The organism is Streptomyces sp. MK7, assembly GCF_032658145.1.
Lineage (GTDB): Bacteria > Actinomycetota > Actinomycetes > Streptomycetales > Streptomycetaceae > Streptomyces > Streptomyces spiralis.
Window position 1 is genome coordinate 115015 of the sequence record NZ_JAVACL010000022.1, and the last position, 21969, is coordinate 136983.

Genomic DNA, 21969 nt, shown 5'->3' on the forward strand with positions numbered 1-21969 from the left:
CCGAGTTCCCACCCTCGCACCGGGCACACCCGCACGGCCCTCCCACGGTGCTGTTCGGGTGGCGGGGAGCCGGGGGCGGTGTGACTCTGCCGACATGACGATTCAGACCGCCAGACTCAGCGACCCGGCCGTCCGCGCCTTCGTCACCGCCGTCAACGCCCATGACCGCGAGGGCTTCATGCAGATCCTCGCCCCCGGCGCGACCATGGCCGACGACGGCTCCGACCGCGACCTCGCCGAGTGGATCGAGCAGGAGATCTTTTCCACGCACGGCCACATGGAGGTCGACAACGAGTCCCGGGGCGGCCGGGCCCTCCGTGCCCGCTACAGCAACGACACCTGGGGCGAGATGCGTACCCGGTGGACCTTCACCGTCGCCGACGACGGGCGGATCGCCCGGTTCGAGACCGAGCAGGCGTGACCCCGGGCATCGCGGGACGCCCGAGCCCGGCGATGTGTACCGGATGAGTGAGATGACCGACGCGACGTCCTTCCTTTGGTGATCTTTTGATCTACCTTTGAGGACCCGTCGTGCACGGGCCCGGCCTCGCTTTGTACGGTCCCGGGGTGCGTGATTCCTCTTCGTCCCCCCGGTCTGCCCTGCCTGCCCTGTCCGCCCCGCCTCCTTCGTCCGCTTCGTCCGCTCCGTCCGCGCCATCCCCGCGGCCCGCGTCGGCTTCCCGGCTGTCCCGGCGCTCCCTGCTGGGTCTGGCCGCGGCCGGTCCGCTGGCCGTCTCGGTCGGCGCCGCCCCGGCCTCGGCCGCCGGCACGCGTGTCATCGGCGGTGCGCGGCTGGCCCGCAGCGGAGTGCAGGCGCAGAGCACCACCGGCCTGCCGAGGAAGCTCACGGCCCGCGCCTGGCTGGTCGCCGACGCGGAGAGCGGGGCGGTGCTCGCCGCGTACCGCGCGCACGAGCGCCTGGCGCCCGCCTCCACCCTGAAGATGCTGTTCGCGGACACGGTGCTGAAGAAGTTCCCCCGCGACCAGCGGCACAAGGTCACCTCCGCCGACCTGGCCGACATTCCCGCCGGTTCCAGCCTCGTCGGCATCCAGCCCGGGATCACCTACACCGTCGAGCAGTTGTGGCAGGGCGTGTTCCTGCGCTCGGGCAACGACGCGGTGCACGTGCTCGCCCACATGAACGGCGGTGTGGCGAAGACGGTCGCCGAGATGCAGGCCAGGGCCGAGGACCTCCAGGCCCTGGACACGCAGGTGGTCAGCCCGGACGGCTTCGACCACCCGGGCCAGCTGTCCTCGGCGTACGACCTGACCCTGTTCGCCCGGCACGGGCTGCGGAACGCCGACTTCCGCGGCTACTGCGGCACCCGCACCGCCGACTTCCCGGCGGGCGGCAGGAAGACGTTCCAGATCCAGAACACCGACCGCCTGCTGACCGGGTCGTGGGGCCTGAAGACGTACGACGGCATCATCGGCGTGAAGAACGGCTACACCAGCCACGCCGGCAACACCTTCACCGGTGCCGCCGTCCGCGGTGGCCGCACCCTGCTGGTCACGGTGATGCATCCCTCGGCCGGTGCCAACGCCGTCTACGAGGAGACCGCCGCCCTGCTCGACTGGGGCTTCGCGCACGGCGGTTCGGCGCAGGCCGTGGGCACGCTGGTCGAGCCGTTGAGCGAGGGCGGGACGAAGGCGGAGGCCGGCCCGTCCGGACGGAAGGCCGACCCGGCCGGCGTGGGGGCGTCCGGCGCGACGGCGCACACCGGGCCCTCGGCCTGGCGGCTGCTGGAGGGAGCGGGCGGTACGGCCGCGCTGCTCGCGGGCGGGGCGTGGGCCCTGCGCCGGCGCTGGGCGGCGGCGCAGGCGGCGCGGGCCGACTCGGCGGGCCGCCACCGCCGTTGAGCGATCTGCACAAACGGAATTCAACGATCCGCGCCGGACCGCCCGGCTACCGGCTTATGCTCGACGTCTCCTTCACCAAAGCTTCACAGTTGGGGCGGGATGCTTCCGCCCGGCGGGGCCACCGCCGAGCGGGGCTTTTGCCCAGCGGACTTCCGTCGGTCGCGTGCACAGGGCCACATCCAGGGGGAGGGGGCGGCAGCCGTTCCACGGCACCGGTAGGGGGGACCCCGCGCGGGACCGCGGGGTGCGCACCGGTACGTGGAGCGGCTGCCGCGTGCGGGCCCCCGGGGTGCTCAGCCGCGTCCCACGTACGGCATCGTCGTCGCCAGCACCGTCGCGAACTGCACGTTCGCCTCCAGCGGCAGCTCGGCCATGTGCCGTACCGTGCGCGCCACGTCGGCCACGTCCATCACCGGTTCCGGGGCCGTCTCGCCGTTGGCCTGGAGCGCGCCCGTCTGCATCCGGGCCGTCATGTCGGTGGCCGCGTTGCCGATGTCGATCTGCCCGACCGCGATGCGGTACGGCCGGCCGTCCAGCGACAGCGACTTGGTCAGCCCGGTCAGCGCGTGCTTGGTCGCGGTGTAGGGCGCCGAGTGCGGCCGGGGCGCGTGCGCCGAGATCGAGCCGTTGTTGATGATCCGGCCGCCCTGCGGGTCCTGCTCCTTCATCTGCCGGTACGCCGCCTGGGCGCACAGGAACGCCCCGTTGAGGTTGGTGTTCACCACGTGCTGCCACGCCTCGTAGGGCAGGTCCTCCACCGGCACGCCGCCCGGCCCGAACGTCCCCGCGTTGTTGAACAGCAGGTCGACCCGCCCGAAGCGTTCGACGGTGGCGGCGAACAGCGCGGCCACGTCCTCCGGTCGCGCCACATCGGTGCGTACGGCCAGGGAGGCGGCCTCGGGCACGAGCGCCGCCGTGTCCTCGAGCGTCTCCGGCCGCCGGCCCGCGAGTGCCACGGACCAGCCCCCGCGCAGCAGTTCCACGGCGACGGCCCGCCCGATGCCCGATCCGGCGCCGGTCACCACGGCGATCTTCGATGAGGTGTCGGTCATGGCACCGGAGCGTACGAGGAGCATCCGTCATGCGGAATCCCCCGTCCGTCATACGGATGTGGATATGGATACCGATACGGACTTGGCAGCGGATGCGGATGCGGATGCGGATGCGCGGCGGCGGGCGGACGGGCGGACGGGCGGGTCAGACGAGCGCGGGCTCCGTCGACTCCGTGGCCTCCCCCGGGTAGCGCACCCCGATCCGCTCCCGGATCGTGTCCAGCGTCCGCATCACCGCCAGGGTGCCGTCCAGCGGCACGACCGGCGACTCGGTCTCGCCCGCGCGCAGCGCGCGCATCACCTCCAGCGCCTCGTGCCGCAGGGTGGTGCGCGGACCGTCCGCCGGGTCGGCGGTGAACTCCTCCGGGTCCCGCCCGTCGCGGTGCAGCACGAAGCGCTCCGGGTGGAAGAAGCCCGACGGGATGTCGATACGGCCCTTCGAACCGGTGACCGAGGCGCCGTTCGCCGTACCCCCGGTGATGGAGCAGTGCACCTGGGCCAGCGCGCCGCCGTCCCAGCAGAGCAGGGCGCCCGTCTGGAGGTCGACGCCCTCGGGCGAGAGCACCGCCCGGGCCGCCACGTCCGACGGCTCACCGAGCAGCAGATGCGCGAACGACACCGGGTAGACGCCGAGGTCGAGCAGCGCCCCGCCGCCCAGCCCGGGGTCGCGCAGCCGGTGCGAGGGCGGGAACGGCCCGGCCAGCCCGAAGTCGGCCTGCACGGTGCGTACGTCGCCGATCGCGCCGTCGTCGACCAGCGACTTCAGCCGCCGTACCAGCGGATTGCAGTACATCCACATGGCCTCCATGAGGAAGCGCCCGTACTGCCCGGCCAGGGCGACCAGTTCCTCGGCCTCCCGCAGGTTCAGCGTGAACGGCTTCTCGCACAGCACGTGCCGCCCGGCCTCCAGGCAGAGACCGGCGGCCGCACGGTGGGCCGAGTGCGGGGTGGCGACGTAGACGACGTCGATGTCACCGTCCTGCGCGAGCTCCTCCCAGGAGCCGTACGCCCGCGGGATCCCGAACCGGTCGGCGAACGCCTTCGCCGACTCCGTACGGCGCGAGGCCACCGCCACGACCTCCGCGTCCGGCAGGTCCACCAGATCCGCGGTGAACGCGGCGGCGATCCCACCGGTCGCCAGAATCCCCCAGCGCACCTTCTCTTCGCTCACATTGGATATCCCGGACATCCCGGACCCCACCCTCGATCATGTGTTCCTCGGTACGGCGTACGAGCTGAGAGCATAGGTGGCGGATCAGCCGGAGAGGGAGGGACACATGTCCGAGGGAGGGGCGTCGGCGCCGCACGCGCCGAAGGAGTCCATACCGGCCGCGCCGGCCGTACGGAAACCGGCACGGGCCGCCGTACCGGAGCCGGCCCGGACGGCCGCACCGGAGCCCGGACGACGCACCGGGCCGCCCGACCCGGCCCTCCGCCCCGGCGCCCGCCGCACCAGCCTCCTGGTGACCCTGATCCTCGGCGGCCTGACCGCCACACCGCCGCTCGCGATGGACATGTACCTTCCCTCGCTCCCGGAGGTCACCCGCTCCCTGCACGCCCCGGCCGCGACCGTCCAGCTCACCCTCACCGCCTGCCTGGCCGGAATGGCGCTCGGGCAGCTGGTCGTCGGCCCGATGAGCGACCGCTGGGGCCGCAGGCGCCCGCTGCTGGCCGGCCTGGCCGTCTACGTCCTGGCCACCGCCCTGTGCGCGCTCGCGCCGAACGTCGAGGTACTGGTCGCCTTCCGGCTGGCGCAAGGCCTGGCGGGCGCGGCCGGCATCGTGATCGCCCGCGCGGTCGTCCGCGACCTGTACGACGGCGTGGCGATGGCCCGGTTCTTCTCCACACTGATGCTGATCTCCGGGGTCGCGCCGATCGTGGCGCCGCTGATCGGCGGTCAGATCCTGCGGGTGACGGACTGGCGGGGCGTGTTCGTGGTGCTCACGCTGGTCGGAGTGCTGCTGGGCGCGGTCGTGTGGACGAAGCTGCCGGAGACCCTGCCGCCCGCCGAACGCCACGGGGGCGGCGTCGGGGAGGCCCTGCGCTCGATGCGCGGGCTGCTCGCCGACCGCGCCTTCGCCGGGTACATGATCGCGGGCGGCTTCGCCTCCGCCGCGCTGTTCGCCTACATCAGCGCGTCCCCCTTCGTGATCCAGGAGATCTACGGCGCCTCCCCGCAGACGTTCAGCCTGCTGTTCGGGCTCAACTCGGTGGGGCTGGTCGCCGTCGGCCAGATCAACGGCAAGGTGCTGGTCGGCCGGGTCCGCCTGGACCGGGTGCTGGCCGCCGGCCTCACGGTGGTCATCCTGGCGGCGAGCGCCCTGCTGCTGATGGCGACGGGCGCGCTCGGCGAGGTGGGCCTCGCGCCCGTGGCGGCCACGCTGTTCGTACTGATGTCCGCGATGGGCGTCACCCTGCCCAACACCCAGGCCCTCGCCTTGATGCGCACCCGGCACAACGCCGGTTCCGCGTCCGCGCTGCTCGGCACGTCCTCCTTCCTCATCGGCGCGGTGGCCACCCCGCTCGTCGGGATCGCCGGCGAGCACACCGCCGTGCCCATGGCGGTCGTCCAACTGGCGGCCGCCCTGGTGGCGCTGGCCTGCTTCGTGGGAATGTGCCGACCCGGGAAGGAAGCCGGCAGCACGGAAACCGTGAGTGCGGGGGAGGAGAGCTGAGCACGCCGAGACTGCGCCGGGACACAGCGGAGAAGGCCGGACTGGACCCCGCCGAACTGCACCACCTCGTCTCCGAGGTCCGCGCCCTCACCACCGGCGAGCGCCCCTGGGCGGCGGGCGCCGTCGTCGTCGCCGGGCGCGGCCCCGTGATCGCCGTGACGGAGGCCGCGGGCTGGGCCGTACGGTACGGCTCCTACGACCCCGTGACCGACCGCGGCGTCGAACTGCCGCCCGAGGCGTGGGTGCCGATGACCCTCGACACCCCCTTCGACCTGGCCTCCCTCACCAAACTGTGCACCGCGGTCGCCGCCGTGCAGCAGATCGAGCGGGGCACGCTGGGCATCGACGCGCGGGTGGGGGCGTATCTGCCGGAGTTCCGCGCCGCCGCCGCGAGCGGCATCACCGTACGGCAGCTGCTCACCCACACCTCCGGGCTGCGCCCCGAACTGCCGCTGTACGACTGCCCGGACCAGGCGGCCCGGCTGGCGATGCTGCGGGCGGAGCACCCGGTGACCGCGCCCGGCACCTATGTGTACTCGGACCTGAACCCGCTCCTGCTCCAGCACGTCCTTGAGCGCGTCACCGGCCGTCCCCTGGACGCGCTGATCCGCGACGGGATCACCCGCCCGCTGGGCATGACGTCCACCCGCTTCGGGCCGTGCCCGGGTGCGGCGGCCACCGAGGACCAGCGGCGGCCGTGGGCCAAGGCGGACCGGGGGATGCTGCGGGGTGAGGTGCACGACGAGAACGCCTGGGCGCTGGGGGGTGTGGCCGGGCACGCGGGACTGTTCTCCACGGCGGGGGACCTGGCGGTGTTCTGCCGGACGCTGCTGGCGGGCGGGGCGTACGGGCCCGCCCGGATCCTCGGCCCCGACTTCGTCGAGCTGCTGCTGACCCCGCCGGGTCTGGGCTTCGCGGTGGACCAGCCGTGGTTCATGGGAGAGCTGGCGGGCGGGGGAGCGGCGGGGCACACGGGGTTCACCGGGACGTCGCTGGTCCTGGACCCGGTCACGGACACGTTTCTCGTGTTGCTGGCCAACACGGTCCACCCGCGCCGCCGCCCACCGGACAGCGGCCCGCGCGCGGCGGCGGCGAGCCGCTTGGCACGGGCCGTGCGGGGTGCGTGAGCCGCGGTTCTTCTTCGCCCCCGGGGGCTCGGCCCCCGACCCCCGTCCGGGGTCGCGCGGTTCCCCGCGCCCCTGGGGCGGGCCGGGGCCCGCCCCCTCGTCCCTCGTGGGCCTGCGAGAATCGAAGGGTGAACGACCCCGTTGCTCCCGTTGCCGCCGACACCCCCGATGCACCCGCCGCCCCGGCAGTCCCCGGCGTCTCGTCGGCGGAGATGCTTCGTGCTGCTCTTGCCGGGCTGCTGGACGGGCTGCCGGCACGGCAGGCGGCGGCGGCCGTGGAGCGGCTGATCGCCAACTATCGGGGGAGCACCCCGACCGACGCGCCGATCCTGCGGGACCGCGCGGACGTGGCCGCCTACGCCGCCTACCGGATGCCCGCCACCTTCGAGGCGGTGCGCTCCGCGCTGGAGGCGTTCGCGGCGGCCGTGCCCGGGTGGGTGCCCGCCGGGCATGTGGACGTCGGCGGCGGGACGGGCGCCGCGACCTGGGCCGTCGCCGCCACCTGGGAGGGGACCCGGCCGGTCACCGTGCTCGACTGGGCCGAGCCCGCGCTCGCCCTCGGCCGGGAACTCGCCGCCGCCCACCCCGCCCTGCGGGACGTCCACTGGCAGCGTGCCCGGATCGGCGCGGCGCTCACCCTCGAACCCACCGACCTGGTCACCGTCTCCTACGTCCTCAACGAACTCACCGAGGCCGACCGGGCCGCCGTCGTGGACGCCGCCGCGACCGCCGCGCAAGCCGTCGTGGTCGTCGAAGCGGGCACCCCCGCCGGCTACGCCCGCGTCATCGAGGCCCGCGACCGGCTGATCGCGGCCGGATTCCACATCGCCGCGCCCTGCCCGCACAGTGCCGCCTGCCCCATCGTGCCCGGCACGGACTGGTGCCACTTCTCGGCCCGGGTCAGCCGGTCCTCCCTGCACCGCCAGGTCAAGGGCGGCTCCCTCGCCTACGAGGACGAGAAGTTCAGCTACGTGGCCGCCACCCGCCTCCCGGTCACGCCCGCCCCCGCCCGTGTCGTCCGGCGCCCCCAGATCCGCAAGGGCCAGGTCCTCCTGGACCTCTGCGAGCCCGACGAACAACTCCGCCGCCGCACGATCACCAAACGCCACGGCGACCTCTACAAGGCGGCCCGCGACGCGGCCTGGGGCGCCCCCTGGCCCCGGCCCGAGTAGCAACCGGGCACGGCTCGCGGCCGCCCGCCGGTACGCGGCCGCCACCAGCGGTGTCGCGCGACGCGGACCGGTGCGACCGGCCCTGGCCCGAGTGGCAACCGGGCACGACCCGCGGCCGCCCGACGACGGGAGCGGGCCGTGGGGGTGCGTCACAGCCCGCCGCGTACTGCGGGTCCCTCCTCCGGCCGACCGGACTCCTCCGGGCCGTATGTCCGTGTGCGGCGGGCTGGACGTACCGTTCCTGTGGACTGAGCAGGAGTGAGCCCGCTCAGCCGCACGCCCCGAACGGTCTTGGGCGCTCCCCCACTGCCTGAACGGCGTGGGAGGTACCCCCAGGTCCCCGGCGTACTCGACCCCGGGGTGGCGACACGGATCCTGTCCGTGGTCCGATCCCGAGAGGCCGGCTCCCTCACGACCTGGCCATGTGCGTACGGCCAGAGGCGACGGGGAGGCCCCGAACCATCACTCCGGTGGAGCGGGGGCCCCGCACGCCGGCGCCGTACCCGGCGTCCCAGATCGCTTGATCACCGTAGTCCGTACGGCCCCCAGGGCGCCGCAAGCCCGCAGGCCGACCATCACACGATCGAGCTGAACCACCCTCGTGCACGCTCCCCAGCGAGTAGCTGCCAACCCCACGGCCCCGACCCACCCACGCACCGGACGCGCGACGGGCACCACCACTCACCGCACCCACCCGCACTCACCGCACTCACCGCACTCACTGCACCCCCGCACCCCCGTACTCCCCGGCGCCCCCGGCCCCCCGCACTCACCCGCGCAACTCCAGCGAGCAGCACCTCACGCTCCCGCCCCCCTTGTGCAGCTCGCCCATCTCCACCCCGATCGGCTCGAACCCCCGCTCGCGCAGCGCACCGCACAGCCCCGCCGCCGTCTGCGGCAGCACCACGTGCAGCCCGTCGGAGACGAAGTTCAGCCCGAGCGCCACCGCGTCCTCCTCCGCGGCGACCAGCGCGTCCGGGAACAACCGCCGCAGCACCTCCCGGCTGCCGGGCGAGAAGGCCGGCGGGTAGTACGCCACCTCGCCCGCCACGTCGTCGAGCACGGCCAGCGCCAGCCCGAGGTGGTGGAAACGGGGGTCGACCAGCTCCAGACCGATCACCGGCCGCCCGAAGAACTCCTGTGCCTCGCCGTGCGCGAGCGGGTTCGTCCGGAAGCCGTGCCCCGCCAGCAGACAGGAGGCCGTGACGGCGACATCGCCCTCGCCCTCGTTGATGTGGACGGGCACATGCAGATGCGCGAACCCGTTCGCCGCGAACCACTCCAGGTGCGCCTCGGCCTCCGGCTCCCGCCGCGGCTGGGCGAACCGGGCGCCGAAGACCCGCCCGTCGACGACCGTGGCGCCGTTCGCCGTGAACACCATGTCCGGCAGCCCCGGCTCGGGCCTCAGTTCCTCGACGGTGTGGCCGAGCGACCGGTAGACGTCGCGCAGCCGTTCCCACTGGGCCAGGGCCAGCGCGACGTCTACCGGCTTGGCCGGATCCGTCCAGGGCTCGGTGGAGTACGTGAGGTCGAAGTGTGCGGGTGGGCACATGAGAAAGCGCCGGGGTGTGGCGCTGCGCGAACGGACCAAGGCGGGCTCCTCGGGTACCGCAGGGCTGCTTCGAGCCCATGGTGCGCCCGGTACGGCCGTGGCGCGCGGGCCGGTCGCCGGGCTTCGCCCACCTGAGTGGCACGCACCCGAGCGGCACGTATCCGAGTGGCACGTATCCGAGTGGCACGTATCCGAGCGGCACGTATCCGAGCGGCGCGCACCCGAGGAGCACGCCGCTGCGGCGAGACGCCCCGTCTCACCCCCCTGCTACCGTCGCCCCATGGTCAAGAAGCCCGCCCCCGACGCCACCCGCCGGAGTGAGAGGTCCCGTCGCGCGATCTACGACGCCGCGCTCGCGCTCGTCGCCGAGGTCGGCTACCCGAAGACCACGATCGAGGGAATCGCCGCCCGGGCCGGGGTGGGCAAGCAGACGATCTACCGGTGGTGGCCGTCGAAGGCGGACGTGCTCCTGGAGGCGTTCCTCGACCTCGGCGAGCAGACGGCCCGGCAGGCCGGGCAGGTGCCGTACGAGATCCCCGACACCGGCGACCTCGCCGCCGATCTCAAGGCGGTGCTGCGCGCCACCGTCGACGAACTGCTCGATCCGAGGTTCGAGGCGCCGTCGCGTGCGCTCGCCGCCGAGGGCCTGGTGAACGAGCAGCTCAGCCGGGAGTTCGTGGCCAAGCTGCTGGAACCGCAGCTCCAGCTGTACGTGCACCGGCTGCGCGCCGCCCAGGCCACCGGAGCCGTACGCCCCGACGTCGACCCCCGCATCGCCCTGGAACTCTTCGTCTCCCCGCTCGCCCAGCGCTGGCTGCAGCGCACGGCCCCCATCACGTACGCCTACACCGACACCCTCGTCGACTACGCCCTGTACGGACTGGCACCCCGCTGAGCAGCGACCCCCGGCCCGCACAAGGGGCCGCGGTCACCGCGGCCGCGGGATGGTGGGACCATGGACGCAGCTGTCCAGACGTAGCTGTCCACACCGGCGAGGCGAGGGGATAGATGAGCGCGGAGTTCGGCGGCCGCACCGGCCGGCAGGGCAAACTCTCCCAGTGGCTGCGCGGACGCCGCCCGAAGGAGGCCGCCGGAGACGGCGGCCGTGAGGGCCTGCTGCTCGCCGCCGCCGCCGCGGGACTGCCTCTCGCGCCCGCCGCGCACCCGGGGCCCGGCTACGGCTGTTCCTGCGACCGCGTCGGCTGTCCCACGCCCGCCCGGCACCCGGTGTCCTTCGCCTGGCAGACGCAGTCCACGACCGACCGCGCGCAGATCGAGCGCTGGTCCCGGCACCAGCCGCAGGCGAACTTCATCACCGCGACCGGCATGGTGCACGACGTACTGGACGTGCCGGTGGAGGCCGGACGGGAGGCCCTGGAGCGGCTGCTCGCCGCCGGCGTCGAGACGGGACCGGTCGCCGAGAGCGACGACGGCCGCATGCTGTTCTTCACCCTCACCCGCGGCACCCCCGAGGACGAGGACGAGTGGTGGCCCTGCGAGCTGGACTGCCACCCCGAGACCATGGACGAGCACCCGGGGCTGCGCTGGCACTGCCGAGGCTCCTACGTCCTCGTACCGCCGGCCCGGCTGCCCGGCGACGACGACCGGTCGGTGCGCTGGCTACGCGGCCCCGAGCATCCGCTGCCCGACCCGCTCAGCCTCCTGGAGGCCCTCACCGACGCCTGCGCCCGCCATGCCGGCCAGGAACCCGGCCACATCGGCGCGGCCTGGCCTCTGGGCCACTGAAGCCGCCACGGCAGGCAGCGAGCAGAAGGCGCCCCCGGAAAGCAGCCGCCGAAGCCTCCCCGCAAGCCGCTCCCGAACGCACTCGCCGGAGCCCCCCCCGCAAGCCGCTCCGGAAAGCACCCGCCGAAGCCAACGGCAAGCACCTCCGGAACGCCCCCGCCGAAACCCCGGCAAGCACCCGCCGAAGCTCCGGCAAGCCGCACCGGAACGCCCCGCGTCACCCGCCCTGCGCCGCCGTCATCCCCTGAACGCGGCCCACGACCGCGACCTTCCCCTGGTCGCCGCCCGAGCCCGCCGCCGGGTCCAGCACAGCCTCGTTGGAGACGAACTCCATCGTCAGCGACTGCTTGATCTCGCCCTTGCTCAGTGCCTGCACGGCCTTGTTCGGGCGCGGCACGGTGGCGCCCGCGGCGGCGGTCTGCTTCATGTAGTGGTGCGTGGCGAAGAACACCAGCGCGCCGCCGTCGGCGGTGCGCAGCGCCAGCGGGGCGTAGGCGCCGTTCGTCAGCGGCTCGTCGATGTACTGCGTGGCCAGGCCCGGCTTGACGGCGTTCCGGGCGCGCAGCGTGCGCCAGGTGGTGGTGTGCTGCCCCGGGGCGAAGGTGTCGCCGCCGTCCTTCAGATAGGTGGCGTAGGCCTGGCTCAGGTCGCCCGGACGGGCGGTCAGCCCGGGGGAGCCGGCGGGCACGGCCTCGGCCCAGCCGTCCTTGTCCTGCTTGAACTTCGGTACGTTCGCGGGGGCCACCAGCGTCAGGTAGGCCACCTTCCACGTCTCGTTCAGGTCGTCACGGGTGAACACCAGCAGCCAGCGCGCGCTGCCGCCCTTGTTGCCCTTGGCGTCGGCGAGGAACCAGCGCGGCCAGCCGGCCTTCTTCGGGATCGTGAACCTGGCGTCGGTGAGCGTCAGCGGAGTGTGCCGGGCGTTCCCGCTCGGGCTGTTGATGTGGCCGGCCTTCAGCCGTGCCGCGTCGATGGCGCCGAATGCGCCCGTGACATGACCCGCGTCCAGGGAGCTGTCGTAGGCCTTGTCGGCCTTGTTGTACACGTCCGTGAACTGCGCCAGCGCCTGCGCGGCCTCTGCACGCGTGGTGGCCGGGAGCACCTCGCGCTCCCCGTGCACCACCACGCACCCGCTCGCCGTCCACGACAGCGCGGTCACCGTGGCCGCGATCAGGACCTTTCGCTCAAGCCTGCGCAGCCCGACCCTGCTAAGCCTGCGACGCCTGCGAGGGCCGCGAACCCTGCTCATCAGCTACCGTCACCTTCCCCTTCCCGGAGGCGAACCCTACCGGGGCGAAGAAGAGCGTGAGGGTGGGGACCAGGTACAGCAGCCACACCGTGACCTGAAGGACGGTCGGGTCGGGCTGGAAGTTCAACACGCCCTTCAGCAGCGTGCCGTACCAGCTGTCCGGCGGGATGGTGCCGCTGATGTCGAAGGCCAGGCTGGTCAGGCCCGGCAGCCAGCCGGCCTCCTGGAGGTCGTGGAAGCCGTACGCCAGCACGCCCGCCGCGACCACGACCAGCATGGCGCCGGTCCAGGTGAAGAACTTGGCGAGGTTGATCTTCAGCGCACCCCGGTAGAACAGCCAGCCGAGCAGCACCGCGGTCGCCAGGCCCAGGGCGACGCCGACCAGCGGGCGCGGGGTGCCGTCGGAGGCGGCGTGCACGGACGCCCACACGAACAGCGCGGTCTCCAGGCCCTCCCGGCCCACGGCCAGGAACGCGGTGACCACCAGCGCGCCCGTGCCCATCGCCAGCGCCTGGTCCAGCTTGCCGTGCAGCTCGGACTTCAGATGCCGGGCGGTGCGCCGCATCCAGAAGACCATCCAGGTCACCAGGCCCACCGCGAGGACCGACAGCGAGCCGCCGAGGGCCTCCTGCGCCTGGAACGTCAGCTCCTGGGAGCCGAACTCGAGGACGCTGCCGAAGCCCATGGCGATGGCGACGGCGATGCCGATCCCGGTCCAGATCGGCCTCAGGGCGTCCCTGCGGCCGGTCTTGACCAGGTAGGCGATCAGGATGCACACGACGAGGCTGGCCTCCAGCCCCTCGCGCAGACCGATCAGGTAGTTGGAGAACACTGGCCTCAAGCCTCCTCGGACAGCAGGGTGCGGCCCCACCAGTCGTTCGCGTCGCGAACGCCCGGCGGAATCGCGAAGACCGCCGAACCCACGTGCTGGATGTACTCGTTGAGCGCGTCGTGCGCCGACAGCTTGCGCTGGAGCGGGATGAACCCCTTGCGCACGTCGCGCTGGTAGGCCAGGAAGAACAGGCCCGCGTCCAGCCGGCCCAGGCCGTCCGTGCCGTCGGTGAAGGAGTAGCCCCGGCGCAGGATCGTGATCCCGCCGTTGGAGTCGGGGTGCGCGAGCCGTACGTGCGCGTCGGGCTTCATCGCCTTCAGGAACGGCTCGTCGTGCTCCTTGGCCTTGCCGACGGGCGCGCCCTCGCCCTTGTCCCGGCCGAAGACGTCCTCCTGCTCCTGCAGCGAGGTACGGTCCCAGGTCTCGACGTTCATCCGGATGCGCCGGGCGACCAGGTACGAACCCCCGCTCATCCAGGCGTCCTTCGCGCCGGTGTCCCCGTCGCCGACCCACACGAATTTCTTCAGCCGGTCGGTCTCGGTGCCCGCGATGTTGCGGGTGCCGTCCTTGAACCCGAAGAGGTTGCGCGGGGTCTGCGAGCCGGGGGTCGTCGAGGAGGTCTTGCCGAACCCGAGCTGGGACCAGCGGATGGCGGCCTTGCCGAAGCCGATGCGGGCCAGGTTGCGGATCGCGTGCACGGCGACCTGCGGGTCGTCCGCGCAGGCCTGGATGCACAGGTCGCCGCCGGTGCGGGTGCGGTCGAGGTTGTCGCCGGGGAACTTGGGCAGATCGACGAGGGCGGCGGGCCGCTTGTCCGTCAGCCCGAACTTCTCGAACAGGGACGGGCCGAAGCCGATGGTGAGGGTCAGCCGGGAGGGCTTGAGGCCGAGGGCCTCGCCGGTGTCGTCGGGCGGCGCCTCGGCCAGCCCGCCATAAGCGCCCTCGCCGACCGTCTTCCCGGCGGTCATCCGGCGCGCGGCGGCCGTCCAGTCCTTCAGCATCTGCACGAACTCGGCGCGGTCGTCGGTCTTCACGTCGAACGCGGCGAAGTGCAGCCGGTCCTGCACGGGCGTGGCGATGCCCGCCTGGTGGGCGCCGTGGAACTCCACCGCGCCACCGGCGTCCGCGCCGGACGCCTCCGTGCCGTCCCCGCCGGTGGCCATGGCCATCGCGCCGCCGGCGGCGACGGCGCCGAACGCCAGCCCGGCCCCGCCCCAGCCGATGAGGGCCCGGCGGGAGGGCCTGCGCCCCTGCTCCGAAGGGCTGTCGCCCTCGCTCTGGCTCTGTGCCTCGGTCTCGGTCATCGTCTCTCGCCTTCCTGCTCCCTACTTGACGACGGCGGCGGCGAGCTTGGACAGCGGCTCGGCGAGCGCGTTCACCGCGTCCGAGAGCTCCTTGCGCTGGTCCTCGCCGACCTTGTCGTAGGAGGTGAAGTCGTACGACGACTTGTCCGTGCGGTACTTGTCGAGCAGCGCGTCGAGCGCGGTGAACTGCTTGTCCAGCTCCTTGGTGAGGGCCGGGTCGTTCTTCGCGGCGACGGGCTCGAGCAGGCCGTAGGCCTTCCGCGCGCCCTCCACGTTGGCCTTGAAGTCCACCAGGTCGGTGTGGGAGTAGCGCTCCTCCTCACCGGTGACCTTGCCGGTGGCGACCTCGTCGAGGAGCTCCTTGGCGCCGTTGGCCATGGAGGTCGGGGTGATCTCGGCGGTGCCGACCCGCTCCTGCCAGCCCTTCAGATCGGTGACCAGCTGGTCGGCGAGGCTCTTCTCCTCGGCGCCGATCTTCCCGTTCTTCCACAGGGCCATCTCCAGCCGGTGCCAGCCGGTCCACTTCTGGCCCTGCTCCAGGCCGTCCTCGCGGACGTCGACCTTGGGGTCGATGTTTCCGAAGGACTCGGCGACCGGCTCGGTGCGCTCCCAGCCGAGCCGGGAGGGGGCGTAGGCCTTCTTGGCGGCGGCGACGTCCCCGTCCTTGATGGCCTTCACGAACGTCTCGACCCGGGGCAGGGTCTCGTCGGCCTGGTCCTGGACGTACTGGCGGTAGGCGGCGACGGCCTTGTCCAGCCGCGGGTCCCGCTCGGCGGCCGCGCCGGAGCCGGTGACCGTGAGCTTCTGCCGTACGCCGTGCCCCTTCATCCCCGGCCGGCAGGCGATCTCGTACGAGCCCGCCTTCACCTCGGCGGTCAGCGTGTACTTGGTGCCGGGGCCGATGTTCTCCTTCTCCGAGACGATCCGGTCGTCCGGGAACAGGATCTCCACCTCGGTCGCCTTGGACCCCTTGTTCTCGATCTTCAGCGTGACCTGACCGGCCGGAACGCTCTTGGCCGAGGTCTCGCAGGTGGAGTCGGCGGCGGTCACCTGGATCGCGTCGCCGTCCTTGGCGTCGCTCTTGGCGGTGCAGGCCGTCAGGGCGGTCAGGGCGGCCGCGGTGGCGGCGGCGGTGACGACGGGGAGTCGGACGGCTCGCATGCAGGCTCCAGACGGGAACAGTTGGTGAGGCTCACCTAACTTAGCGCAGGCTTACCTCGGCTGTGCCCCCCCGGGTCCGGTGATTCACCTCTCACTTGATCGCGGACGTCTGTTTGAATGCCCCGGTGACCGACTACGACGTGCTGCGCGTCTTCTGTGGACCCCGCGGCGGCTACGGCAACGAGCTGGGTGTGGTCCGCGACGGCTCCCTGCTCCCCGACCGGGACGACCGCCAGGCGCTCGCGGCGAAACTGGGCTTCAGCGAGACGGTGTTCGTCGACGACCCCGAGCGCGGTGTCATCGACATCTACACCCCCACCCTGCGCCTGCCGTTCGCCGGCCATCCCTGCGTCGGCACGGCCTGGCTCCTGGACGTCCCCGAACTGGTCACGCCCGCCGGCCCGGTCGGCACCCGCCTGGACGGCGAGTTCACCTGGATCGAGGCCCGCCCGGAGTGGGCCCCGCCGCGCACCCTGCGCCAGTACGCCACTCCCTCGGAGGTCGACGACCTCGAGGTCCCCCCACCGGGCGAGTGGATCTACGCCTGGGCCTGGGAGGACGAACCCGCCGGCCGCATCCGCGCCCGCGCCTTCCCCGGCCGCGACGACGGCATCGAGGAGGACGAGGCAACAGGAGCGGCGGCGTTGCTGCTCACCGCCCAACTGGGCCGAGCCCTGAACATCACCCAGGGCACCGGCTCCCAGCTCCTGACGGCACCTCAGCCGGGAGGGTGGGTGGAGGTGGGCGGCAGGGTGCACCTCGAAGGCCAGGAACGCTGAGGGGGTGAGAGTTCCGCTGGGACGAGATCGGTGTGGCCGGGAGGAGGTGGCTAGGAGCGGGTCTCCTTCAACGAGTGGACGAAGGGGACGAAGGCTGCGGCCGTGAAGGTGAGGGTCGATCGGTACGGGGCCTTGGAGTCCCGGACGCCTATGCGGGTGTCGAGGTCGGCAATTTCGACACGCGTGTTGCCATCGCCACCCCCGGAGTACGACGACTTGCGCCAGCGAATGGCCTGGGTCATGAGGGCGCCTCACAGTTCCTTCGTCATGCGGTGGATGAAGTCCCGTGACTCGACGGGCTGCAGTGCTGCTTTCCCCACCTTATTGAGCAGGGCCCGGAAGCGTGCCAGTTGGGATTCGGCGTCGATGAAGGCGGTGCCGTGCGGAGCGTCGCGCAGCACGGTGTCCAGCCGGGGCGCCGCGCCACCCACGTACATCATCTCGATCCCGGCCCCGGCGAAGCCTTCTCTCGCGAAGGGGATGACTCGCACGATGGCGCATTCGTGTGGCTGGTGACGACCTCGCGCAGGAACGTGCCGTGGTGCTCTGTCTCGGCGACGTCCAGGAACACCGGCGGCAGCACTCCCCGGTACTCCTCCCACCAGCCCTGCGTGCGCTCGGTGGCCATTGCGACCAGGGCCTCGATGAACGCCTCGTCGGCGCAGGCGTAGTGCGCCGCCAGTCGTCGTACGCGCTGGGTTTCCCTTCTCGCCCCTTGGGTAGTCCGGCGCCAGCCCAAGCACATCGGTCCAGGTGTGGGGTTATGGACGTAGGCAGCTGGGTTGGGTGCGGGGGACAGCCCGAGCGGGTCGGGGGTGAGGTAGCGGGCCGTCTCCGGGCCGTAGTGGCGGAAGCAGTTGTAGTGGAGGCCGGTTTCGGGGTCGTAGTACTGCCCCGGGAAGCGCAGGGGTGTGTAGGCCGTGCTGTTGGCCGCCCACGCCGTTGTTCCCCACAGGGTGGAACGGGTGTGCCAGGCGACGTCGCCCTGCTCGTCCACGAGCTCGGTCGGGGCGCCGACGAGGTCTGTGACGATCGCGAAGAAGCGGGAGTCGATCTCTTCCTGTGGGGCGTCGGCCGCGGTGATGCGTTCCGTTTGGCTCAAGGGGCGCAGTCCCTGGTGGTCCCATGTAAGGGTGACCGGGTGGGGGAGGTCGGGGGACATCGTCGTCTGTTCGCACAGGGTTGTGCCGTCCCAGGTGAAGTCCACCTGTTCGACGACCGTTTCGCCGTCCTGCGCCAGGCGGAGTTTCGCCGTGCGGCGGCCCAGGGGGTCGTAGGTGTAGCGCCAGCGGGTGCCGTCCGGGGTGACGACCGATGTCAGGCGGTCTTCCGCGTCCCATTCGTAGCGCCAGGTGTCCGGTTTGCGGGACAGGCGGGTTTTCTGGCGCAGGGTGATGCGGCCGAGCGCGTCGTGTTCGTAGTGGACATTGCCCGCGCGGGTGATGCGTGTTCCCGTGTAGCTGCGGGGGCCCGTTGCCTCACCGCCCGGGTGGTCCGCCGGCCAGCTGGCCTGTGCCTGGTTTCCGGCCTCGTCGTAGGCGTAGCGCTCGGTCCAGTTGGCCGCGTGGACGGCTGTCACCCGGCCTGCGGCGTCCAGGTCGAAGTGGCGGGCCCCTGAGAGCTGGTCTTCGATGCCGACCAGGTTGCCGTCGGCCCGGTACGTGTACGTGCGGTGCTGGACCGTGCGGTCGGTTCCGGCCGTCACCGATTGGGTCGTCAGACGGCCCAGCGTGTCGAAGGTGTGCTTGAGCGTGACGGCTCCGCCGATGTGGCGGGTCAGTTCTCGGCCCGCCGGGTCGTAGGCGAAGTCGATCGACCGGCCCGAGGCCGTCATTCCGGTGCGGCGGCCGGCCGCGTCGTACGACCAGGTGGTCGTCGCGCCCGTCGGCGTCGTGCGGCTCGTGCGGCGGCCCAGCTGGTCGTAGGCGTAGGTCAGTTCGCGGCCGTTGACGGTTTCCGTTCGCACACGGCCGTGGCGGTCTCTGAGGATGGTGAGGGTGGTGCCACAGCAGCGCGGCGAACTCACGACGCCCGCCGGTGCTCTCGTCGTCGGCCGAGTCAGAGGAGGAGCGCAAGTCCGCAGGTGATGGAGGTGGCGTCTCTTCAGTGAGCACCAGCGGTGCTGTGCCGACGCCGCCTGAGGAATGTGCGTCGCCTCTGCCCGGAGCGGTCATCTCCGCGTAGTCGGCGAGCCGGGACCTGCGGACGCGCCCGGCCTCCTCGTCGTCACCCCGTGATCAACCATGCCCGGAATCATCACATCGTCACATTGTGATGTGCAACGCGGACGCTGGACGGGTGCTTGTTTCCAGCCTGCCGGGTGCCGGTCACGTGCTCTGCCGGGCGGTCCGCAGCAAGCGTGGGGTTACGGCAGCGTCAGGATCTCCGCGCCCGTTTCCGTGACCACCAGGGTGTGTTCGAACTGGGCGGTGCGCTTGCGGTCCTTGGTGACGACCGTCCAGCCGTCGTCCCAGACGTCGTACTCGTGGGTGCCGAGGGTCAGCATCGGTTCGATGGTGAAGGTCATGCCGGGGCGCATGAGGGTGGTGGCGTGCGGGCTGTCGTAGTGGGGGATGATCAGGCCGGAGTGGAAGGACGAGTTGATGCCGTGGCCGGTGAAGTCGCGGACCACGCCGTAGCCGAAGCGCTTGGCGTAGGACTCGATGACCCGGCCGATGACGTTGATCTGGCGGCCCGGCCTGACCGCCTTGATCGCGCGGTTCAGGGACTCGCGGGTGCGTTCCACGAGCAGCCGGCTCTCCTCGTCGACGTCTCCCACCAGGTACGTCGCGTTGTTGTCGCCGTGCACCCCGCCGATGTACGCCGTCACGTCCAGGTTGACGATGTCGCCGTCCCGCAGCACCGTCGAGTCCGGGATGCCGTGGCAGATCACCTCGTTGATCGAGGTGCACAGCGACTTGGGGAAGCCCCGGTAGCCGAGCGTCGAGGGATAGGCGCCGTGGTCGCACATGTACTCGTGCGCCACCCGGTCCAGCTCGTCCGTGGTCACGCCCGGCGCGATGTGTCTGGCCGCCTCCTCCATCGCCTGTGCGGCGATCCGCCCGGCGACCCGCATAGCCTCGATGGTCTCCGGCGTCTGCACCTCCGGCCCGGTGTACGGCTTCGGCGCGGGCTTGCCGACGTACTCGGGGCGGCGGATGTTTCCGGGTACGGAACGGGTGGGGGAGAGCTCCCCGGGGACGAGCAGCGACTGGCCAGACATGACAGCGAGTCTATCCAGCGGGGATGGGGGAACATGTCCGTGGCGAGAGGAGCTGGTCATGCCCCTGTTCAAGAAGCGCACCGTCGGCAAGCCGGGCGAGTGGTTCTACTGCCTGGAGCACCAGAAGGTCGAGGAGGGACCCGAGTGTCCCGCCAAGGACCGCTTCGGCCCGTACGCCTCCCGGCAGGAGGCCCAGCACGCGATGGAGACCGCCCGCGAACGCAACCTGCAGTGGGAGAACGACCCCCGGTGGCACGACACGGCCGCCGGCGAGAGCGAAGAGGACTGATCGGCGGGGCTGATCACGCGGGTGCCCGGACCGCGGCTGCGTGTTCCTCGCGCAGCCGCACCGCGTGCTCGTTCGTCCGGGCGTCGTACCTCGTCAGCCCAGGCAGGCACACGGCCGGCAGCCCCACCGCCCCCGCGCACAGCAGCCCGCCCGACCACACCGACGCCCGTACGCTCCGCCAGGCAGGCCACGCCGCCCGAGCGGACCTGGCCCAGCTGCGGGCCCGCCGAGTAGGACAGCAGCTCGATTCGGGCGAGCCGGCCGCGCGGGTTCGGTCGGTGCGGCGGCGTCGGTCACGTCGCGCCATGCTCAGCCGGGCGACCGGCGCGGGCAAGTGGTTTTCCCTCCCCCGCCGACGCGCGAAGGCGTGCGCTACCAGCGCGACGGCGGCGGAGCCGTCAGGAGTTCCGTCAGTCTCGAGAGGCGGTCGCGGAACCGTCCGCGGCCCCGTCCGGACGGCAGCGCGTTCTCCCCGGCTGCCGCGCTGACCAGGTGCTGCACGGTGTCCAGGTCCAGCTCCGCGCCCTCCGGCACCGCCAGCGTCTCGTGGGCCATCGCCGCCAGCTCGCCCACGCCCGGCCCCAGGGCCAGCACGGTCGCCCCGGCCCGCCGCGCCTCGTGCACCCGCCCCAGCAGCGGGGCGGGCTCGGGCTCCTCGGGGGCCACGACGAGCAGCGTCTCGCCGCGCCGGGCCGCCTCCAGCCGGCCGAGCCCGACGGCCAGGTGCGCCGGGTCCGAGGGGCGCGCGTCGTGCCGTACCAGGGTCGGCGCCAGCTCCGGGGTGCCCGACCAGGCGGCCTCGTCCACCAGGTGCGCGGCCAGGTGCCACGGCTCGTACTCCGGCGTGCCCACGAGCAGCAGCCCGCCCCCGTGCGACACGACGGACCCCCGCAGCACGCCCGCGAACCGCCGGGTGGCACCCAACCACTCGGTTCCGGAGAGCACTTCACGCAGCCATGCGACCCGTACGGCGTCCATACGCGCGCATCCTGCCGCAAACGACCCTGTGTCAGGCGTAGTTCGGCCGGAATTCGCCCGCCCTGGGGACATCGGGGCCGGTCGTCGGTGAGGCCCGCCGGCGAGGCCGGTGGCGTGGCGTACCCGAGCGGGTGGCGCGGCCGTCGCGGACGTAGAGTCGGCCCATGACCTCTACCGACGGTGCACAGGGTGCACAGAGTGCGCAGAAGGCCCCCACCAAGGACCCCTGGGACCTGCCCGACGTCTCCGGGCTGGTCGTCGGCGTGCTCGGCGGGACCGGTCCGCAGGGCAAGGGCCTCGCCTACCGCCTCGCCCGGTCCGGCCAGAAGGTGATCATCGGCTCCCGGGCCGCCGAGCGCGCGCGGGCGGCGGCGGAGGAGATCGGCCACGGTGTCGAGGGCGCCGAGAACGCCGAGGCCGCCCGCCGCAGCGACATGGTGATCGTTGCCGTGCCCTGGGAGGGCCACGGCAAGACCCTCGAAGCGCTGCGCGAGGAGCTGGCCGGCAAGCTCGTCGTGGACTGCGTCAACCCGCTCGGCTTCGACAAGAAGGGGGCCTACGCCCTCCGGCCCGAGGAGGGCAGCGCCGCCGAGCAGGCCGCCGCCCTGCTGCCGGACTCACGGGTGACGGCGGCCTTCCACCACCTCTCGGCGGTCCTGCTGCTGGACCCGCAGATCGAGCAGATCGACACCGACGTCATAGTCCTCGGCGAGGAACGCGCCGACGTCGAGACCGTCCAGGCGCTGGCCGGCCGCATCCCCGGCATGCGCGGCATCTTCGCCGGCCGGCTGCGCAACGCCCACCAGGTCGAGTCCCTGGTCGCGAACCTGATCTCGGTGAACCGCCGCTACAAGGCACACGCCGGGCTCCGGGTCACGGACGTATGACCTCATGGGGGACACTGGTGGCCGAAGAAGTACCCAGCACGACACCCGGCACGACCCGGCAGTGTCCCCCGACAGGAGCCGAC

21 protein-coding genes and 2 pseudogenes are annotated in these 21969 nt (G+C 72.4%); 10 read left to right on the forward strand and 13 right to left on the reverse strand.

The genetic code is table 11. The annotated features are described in order from the left end of the window. Positions 1–94 precede the first annotated feature (94 nt). The gene (locus R2S09_RS23575; RefSeq protein WP_306189286.1) at positions 95–421 is read left to right on the forward strand and encodes a nuclear transport factor 2 family protein; all 327 of its coding nucleotides are present in this window, start codon (positions 95–97) and stop codon (positions 419–421) included. Between the two features lie 278 nt (positions 422–699). Next, positions 700–1860 (forward strand): D-alanyl-D-alanine carboxypeptidase family protein, encoded by a 1161-nt coding sequence (locus R2S09_RS23580; protein ID WP_372337731.1) that lies wholly within the window; start codon positions 700–702, stop codon positions 1858–1860. Between the two features lie 293 nt (positions 1861–2153). Here the strand turns inward: R2S09_RS23580 and R2S09_RS23585 are convergent, their stop codons facing one another. Both R2S09_RS23585 and R2S09_RS23590 read right to left on the reverse strand, forming a co-directional pair. Then, on the reverse strand, positions 2154–2912 hold the full coding sequence (locus R2S09_RS23585) for an SDR family oxidoreductase (RefSeq protein WP_316743060.1): 759 nt from the start codon (positions 2910–2912) through the stop codon (positions 2154–2156). Between the two features lie 145 nt (positions 2913–3057). Continuing rightward, the gene (locus R2S09_RS23590; protein ID WP_399144484.1) at positions 3058–4101 is read right to left on the reverse strand and encodes a Gfo/Idh/MocA family protein; all 1044 of its coding nucleotides are present in this window, start codon (positions 4099–4101) and stop codon (positions 3058–3060) included. 88 nt (positions 4102–4189) lie between these two features. Between R2S09_RS23590 and R2S09_RS23595 the strand changes: the two genes are divergently transcribed. The 3 genes from R2S09_RS23595 (at position 4190) to R2S09_RS23605 (ending at position 7886) form a co-directional block, all read left to right on the forward strand. Beyond that, positions 4190–5587 (forward strand): multidrug effflux MFS transporter, encoded by a 1398-nt coding sequence (locus tag R2S09_RS23595; RefSeq protein WP_316743063.1) that lies wholly within the window; start codon positions 4190–4192, stop codon positions 5585–5587. After that, positions 5527–6714 carry a serine hydrolase domain-containing protein gene (locus R2S09_RS23600; protein ID WP_316743064.1) on the forward strand — a complete coding sequence of 396 codons (1188 nt, stop codon included), beginning with the start codon at positions 5527–5529 and terminating at the stop codon, positions 6712–6714. Before R2S09_RS23595 ends, R2S09_RS23600 begins: the two co-directional genes overlap by 61 nt. Positions 6715–6926: 212 nt before the next feature. After that, the gene (locus R2S09_RS23605; RefSeq protein WP_316743104.1) at positions 6927–7886 is read left to right on the forward strand and encodes a small ribosomal subunit Rsm22 family protein; all 960 of its coding nucleotides are present in this window, start codon (positions 6927–6929) and stop codon (positions 7884–7886) included. A 769-nt stretch (positions 7887–8655) separates the two neighbouring features. Here R2S09_RS23605 and ddaH read toward each other — a convergent pair. After that, entirely contained in the window at positions 8656–9477 is an 822-nt protein-coding gene (gene ddaH, locus R2S09_RS23610) for a dimethylargininase (RefSeq protein WP_372337727.1), read from the reverse strand. A 241-nt stretch (positions 9478–9718) separates the two neighbouring features. On the opposite strand from ddaH, the gene R2S09_RS23615 reads away from it, so the two are divergent. Together R2S09_RS23615 and R2S09_RS23620 are read left to right on the forward strand one after the other, a co-directional pair. Then, positions 9719–10333 carry a TetR/AcrR family transcriptional regulator gene (locus R2S09_RS23615; RefSeq protein WP_316743066.1) on the forward strand — a complete coding sequence of 205 codons (615 nt, stop codon included), beginning with the start codon at positions 9719–9721 and terminating at the stop codon, positions 10331–10333. Between the two features lie 113 nt (positions 10334–10446). Continuing rightward, positions 10447–11184, forward strand: coding sequence for a bifunctional DNA primase/polymerase (locus R2S09_RS23620; protein ID WP_306189279.1), 738 nt, complete (start codon positions 10447–10449; stop codon positions 11182–11184). A 217-nt stretch (positions 11185–11401) separates the two neighbouring features. Here R2S09_RS23620 and R2S09_RS23625 read toward each other — a convergent pair whose 3' ends face one another. From R2S09_RS23625 to efeO, 4 genes are read right to left on the reverse strand one after another with little or no spacing between them, the layout of a single operon-like run. Continuing rightward, positions 11402–12433 carry a hypothetical protein gene (locus R2S09_RS23625; protein WP_316743068.1) on the reverse strand — a complete coding sequence of 344 codons (1032 nt, stop codon included), beginning with the start codon at positions 12431–12433 and terminating at the stop codon, positions 11402–11404. Continuing rightward, the gene (gene efeU, locus R2S09_RS23630) at positions 12393–13265 is read right to left on the reverse strand and encodes an iron uptake transporter permease EfeU (protein ID WP_306189277.1); all 873 of its coding nucleotides are present in this window, start codon (positions 13263–13265) and stop codon (positions 12393–12395) included. Before efeU ends, R2S09_RS23625 begins: the two co-directional genes overlap by 41 nt. A 5-nt stretch (positions 13266–13270) precedes the next feature. Then, on the reverse strand, positions 13271–14569 hold the full coding sequence (gene efeB / locus R2S09_RS23635; protein WP_316743070.1) for an iron uptake transporter deferrochelatase/peroxidase subunit: 1299 nt from the start codon (positions 14567–14569) through the stop codon (positions 13271–13273). Between the two features lie 21 nt (positions 14570–14590). Continuing rightward, a complete protein-coding gene (gene efeO, locus R2S09_RS23640) occupies positions 14591–15730 on the reverse strand; it encodes an iron uptake system protein EfeO (protein WP_306189275.1) in 1140 nt (379 codons plus the stop codon). A gap of 125 nt (positions 15731–15855) precedes the next feature. On the opposite strand from efeO, the gene R2S09_RS23645 reads away from it, so the two are divergent. Further along, entirely contained in the window at positions 15856–16509 is a 654-nt protein-coding gene (locus R2S09_RS23645) for a PhzF family phenazine biosynthesis protein (RefSeq protein WP_316743073.1), read from the forward strand. Positions 16510–16559: 50 nt separating this feature from the next. Here the strand turns inward: R2S09_RS23645 and R2S09_RS23650 are convergent, their stop codons facing one another. The 4 genes and pseudogenes from R2S09_RS23650 to map all read right to left on the reverse strand — a co-directional run bounded on the left by R2S09_RS23650 (position 16560) and on the right by map (position 19732). Then, positions 16560–16751 (reverse strand): DUF397 domain-containing protein, encoded by a 192-nt coding sequence (locus R2S09_RS23650; RefSeq protein WP_316743075.1) that lies wholly within the window; start codon positions 16749–16751, stop codon positions 16560–16562. A 9-nt stretch (positions 16752–16760) separates the two neighbouring features. Next, positions 16761–16949, reverse strand: coding sequence for a Scr1 family TA system antitoxin-like transcriptional regulator (locus R2S09_RS23655; RefSeq protein ID WP_306189335.1), 189 nt, complete (start codon positions 16947–16949; stop codon positions 16761–16763). Positions 16950–17234: 285 nt separating this feature from the next. Then, positions 17235–18514 (reverse strand): annotated as a pseudogene (locus tag R2S09_RS23660) (RHS repeat-associated core domain-containing protein); the annotation flags it as partial. Positions 18515–18874: 360 nt separating this feature from the next. Continuing rightward, on the reverse strand, positions 18875–19732 hold the full coding sequence (gene map / locus R2S09_RS23665; RefSeq protein WP_306189272.1) for a type I methionyl aminopeptidase: 858 nt from the start codon (positions 19730–19732) through the stop codon (positions 18875–18877). A gap of 58 nt (positions 19733–19790) precedes the next feature. Between map and R2S09_RS23670 the strand changes: the two genes are divergently transcribed. Beyond that, positions 19791–20021, forward strand: a complete 231-nt coding sequence (locus R2S09_RS23670) for a hypothetical protein (RefSeq protein WP_306189271.1) — start codon at positions 19791–19793, stop codon at positions 20019–20021. Between the two features lie 13 nt (positions 20022–20034). On the opposite strand, the pseudogene R2S09_RS23675 reads toward R2S09_RS23670, so the two are convergent. Together R2S09_RS23675 and R2S09_RS23680 are read right to left on the reverse strand one after the other, a co-directional pair. Continuing rightward, a pseudogene (locus tag R2S09_RS23675) lies at positions 20035–20287 on the reverse strand (MFS transporter); the annotation flags it as partial. 106 nt (positions 20288–20393) lie between these two features. Beyond that, complete coding sequence (locus tag R2S09_RS23680; protein WP_306189270.1) at positions 20394–20999, reverse strand: hypothetical protein; 606 nt, start codon at positions 20997–20999, stop codon at positions 20394–20396. Positions 21000–21163: 164 nt separating this feature from the next. Here R2S09_RS23680 and npdG point away from each other — a divergent pair, with 164 nt between their 5' ends. Further along, positions 21164–21886, forward strand: a complete 723-nt coding sequence (gene npdG / locus R2S09_RS23685; RefSeq protein ID WP_316743077.1) for an NADPH-dependent F420 reductase — start codon at positions 21164–21166, stop codon at positions 21884–21886. The last annotated feature ends 83 nt before the right edge of the window (positions 21887–21969 follow it).

Excerpts from the sequence above, each read along its gene's own strand:
- R2S09_RS23575 (WP_306189286.1), top strand. The coding sequence starts at position 95 with ATGACGATTCAGACCGCCAGACTCAGCGACCCGGCCGTCCGCGCCTTC.
- R2S09_RS23585 (WP_316743060.1), bottom strand. The coding sequence starts at position 2,912 with ATGACCGACACCTCATCGAAGATCGCCGTGGTGACCGGCGCCGGATCG.
- R2S09_RS23590 (WP_399144484.1), bottom strand. The coding sequence starts at position 4,101 with ATGTCCGGGATATCCAATGTGAGCGAAGAGAAGGTGCGCTGGGGGATT.
- R2S09_RS23595 (WP_316743063.1), top strand. The coding sequence starts at position 4,190 with ATGTCCGAGGGAGGGGCGTCGGCGCCGCACGCGCCGAAGGAGTCCATA.
- R2S09_RS23605 (WP_316743104.1), top strand. The coding sequence starts at position 6,927 with ATGCTTCGTGCTGCTCTTGCCGGGCTGCTGGACGGGCTGCCGGCACGG.
- R2S09_RS23615 (WP_316743066.1), top strand. The coding sequence starts at position 9,719 with ATGGTCAAGAAGCCCGCCCCCGACGCCACCCGCCGGAGTGAGAGGTCC.
- R2S09_RS23620 (WP_306189279.1), top strand. The coding sequence starts at position 10,447 with ATGAGCGCGGAGTTCGGCGGCCGCACCGGCCGGCAGGGCAAACTCTCC.
- R2S09_RS23625 (WP_316743068.1), bottom strand. The coding sequence starts at position 12,433 with ATGAGCAGGGTTCGCGGCCCTCGCAGGCGTCGCAGGCTTAGCAGGGTC.
- efeB (WP_316743070.1), bottom strand. The coding sequence starts at position 14,569 with ATGACCGAGACCGAGGCACAGAGCCAGAGCGAGGGCGACAGCCCTTCG.
- efeO (WP_306189275.1), bottom strand. The coding sequence starts at position 15,730 with ATGCGAGCCGTCCGACTCCCCGTCGTCACCGCCGCCGCCACCGCGGCC.
- R2S09_RS23650 (WP_316743075.1), bottom strand. The coding sequence starts at position 16,751 with ATGACCCAGGCCATTCGCTGGCGCAAGTCGTCGTACTCCGGGGGTGGC.
- R2S09_RS23655 (WP_306189335.1), bottom strand. The coding sequence starts at position 16,949 with ATGATGTACGTGGGTGGCGCGGCGCCCCGGCTGGACACCGTGCTGCGC.
- map (WP_306189272.1), bottom strand. The coding sequence starts at position 19,732 with ATGTCTGGCCAGTCGCTGCTCGTCCCCGGGGAGCTCTCCCCCACCCGT.
- R2S09_RS23670 (WP_306189271.1), top strand. The coding sequence starts at position 19,791 with ATGCCCCTGTTCAAGAAGCGCACCGTCGGCAAGCCGGGCGAGTGGTTC.
- R2S09_RS23680 (WP_306189270.1), bottom strand. The coding sequence starts at position 20,999 with ATGGACGCCGTACGGGTCGCATGGCTGCGTGAAGTGCTCTCCGGAACC.
- npdG (WP_316743077.1), top strand. The coding sequence starts at position 21,164 with ATGACCTCTACCGACGGTGCACAGGGTGCACAGAGTGCGCAGAAGGCC.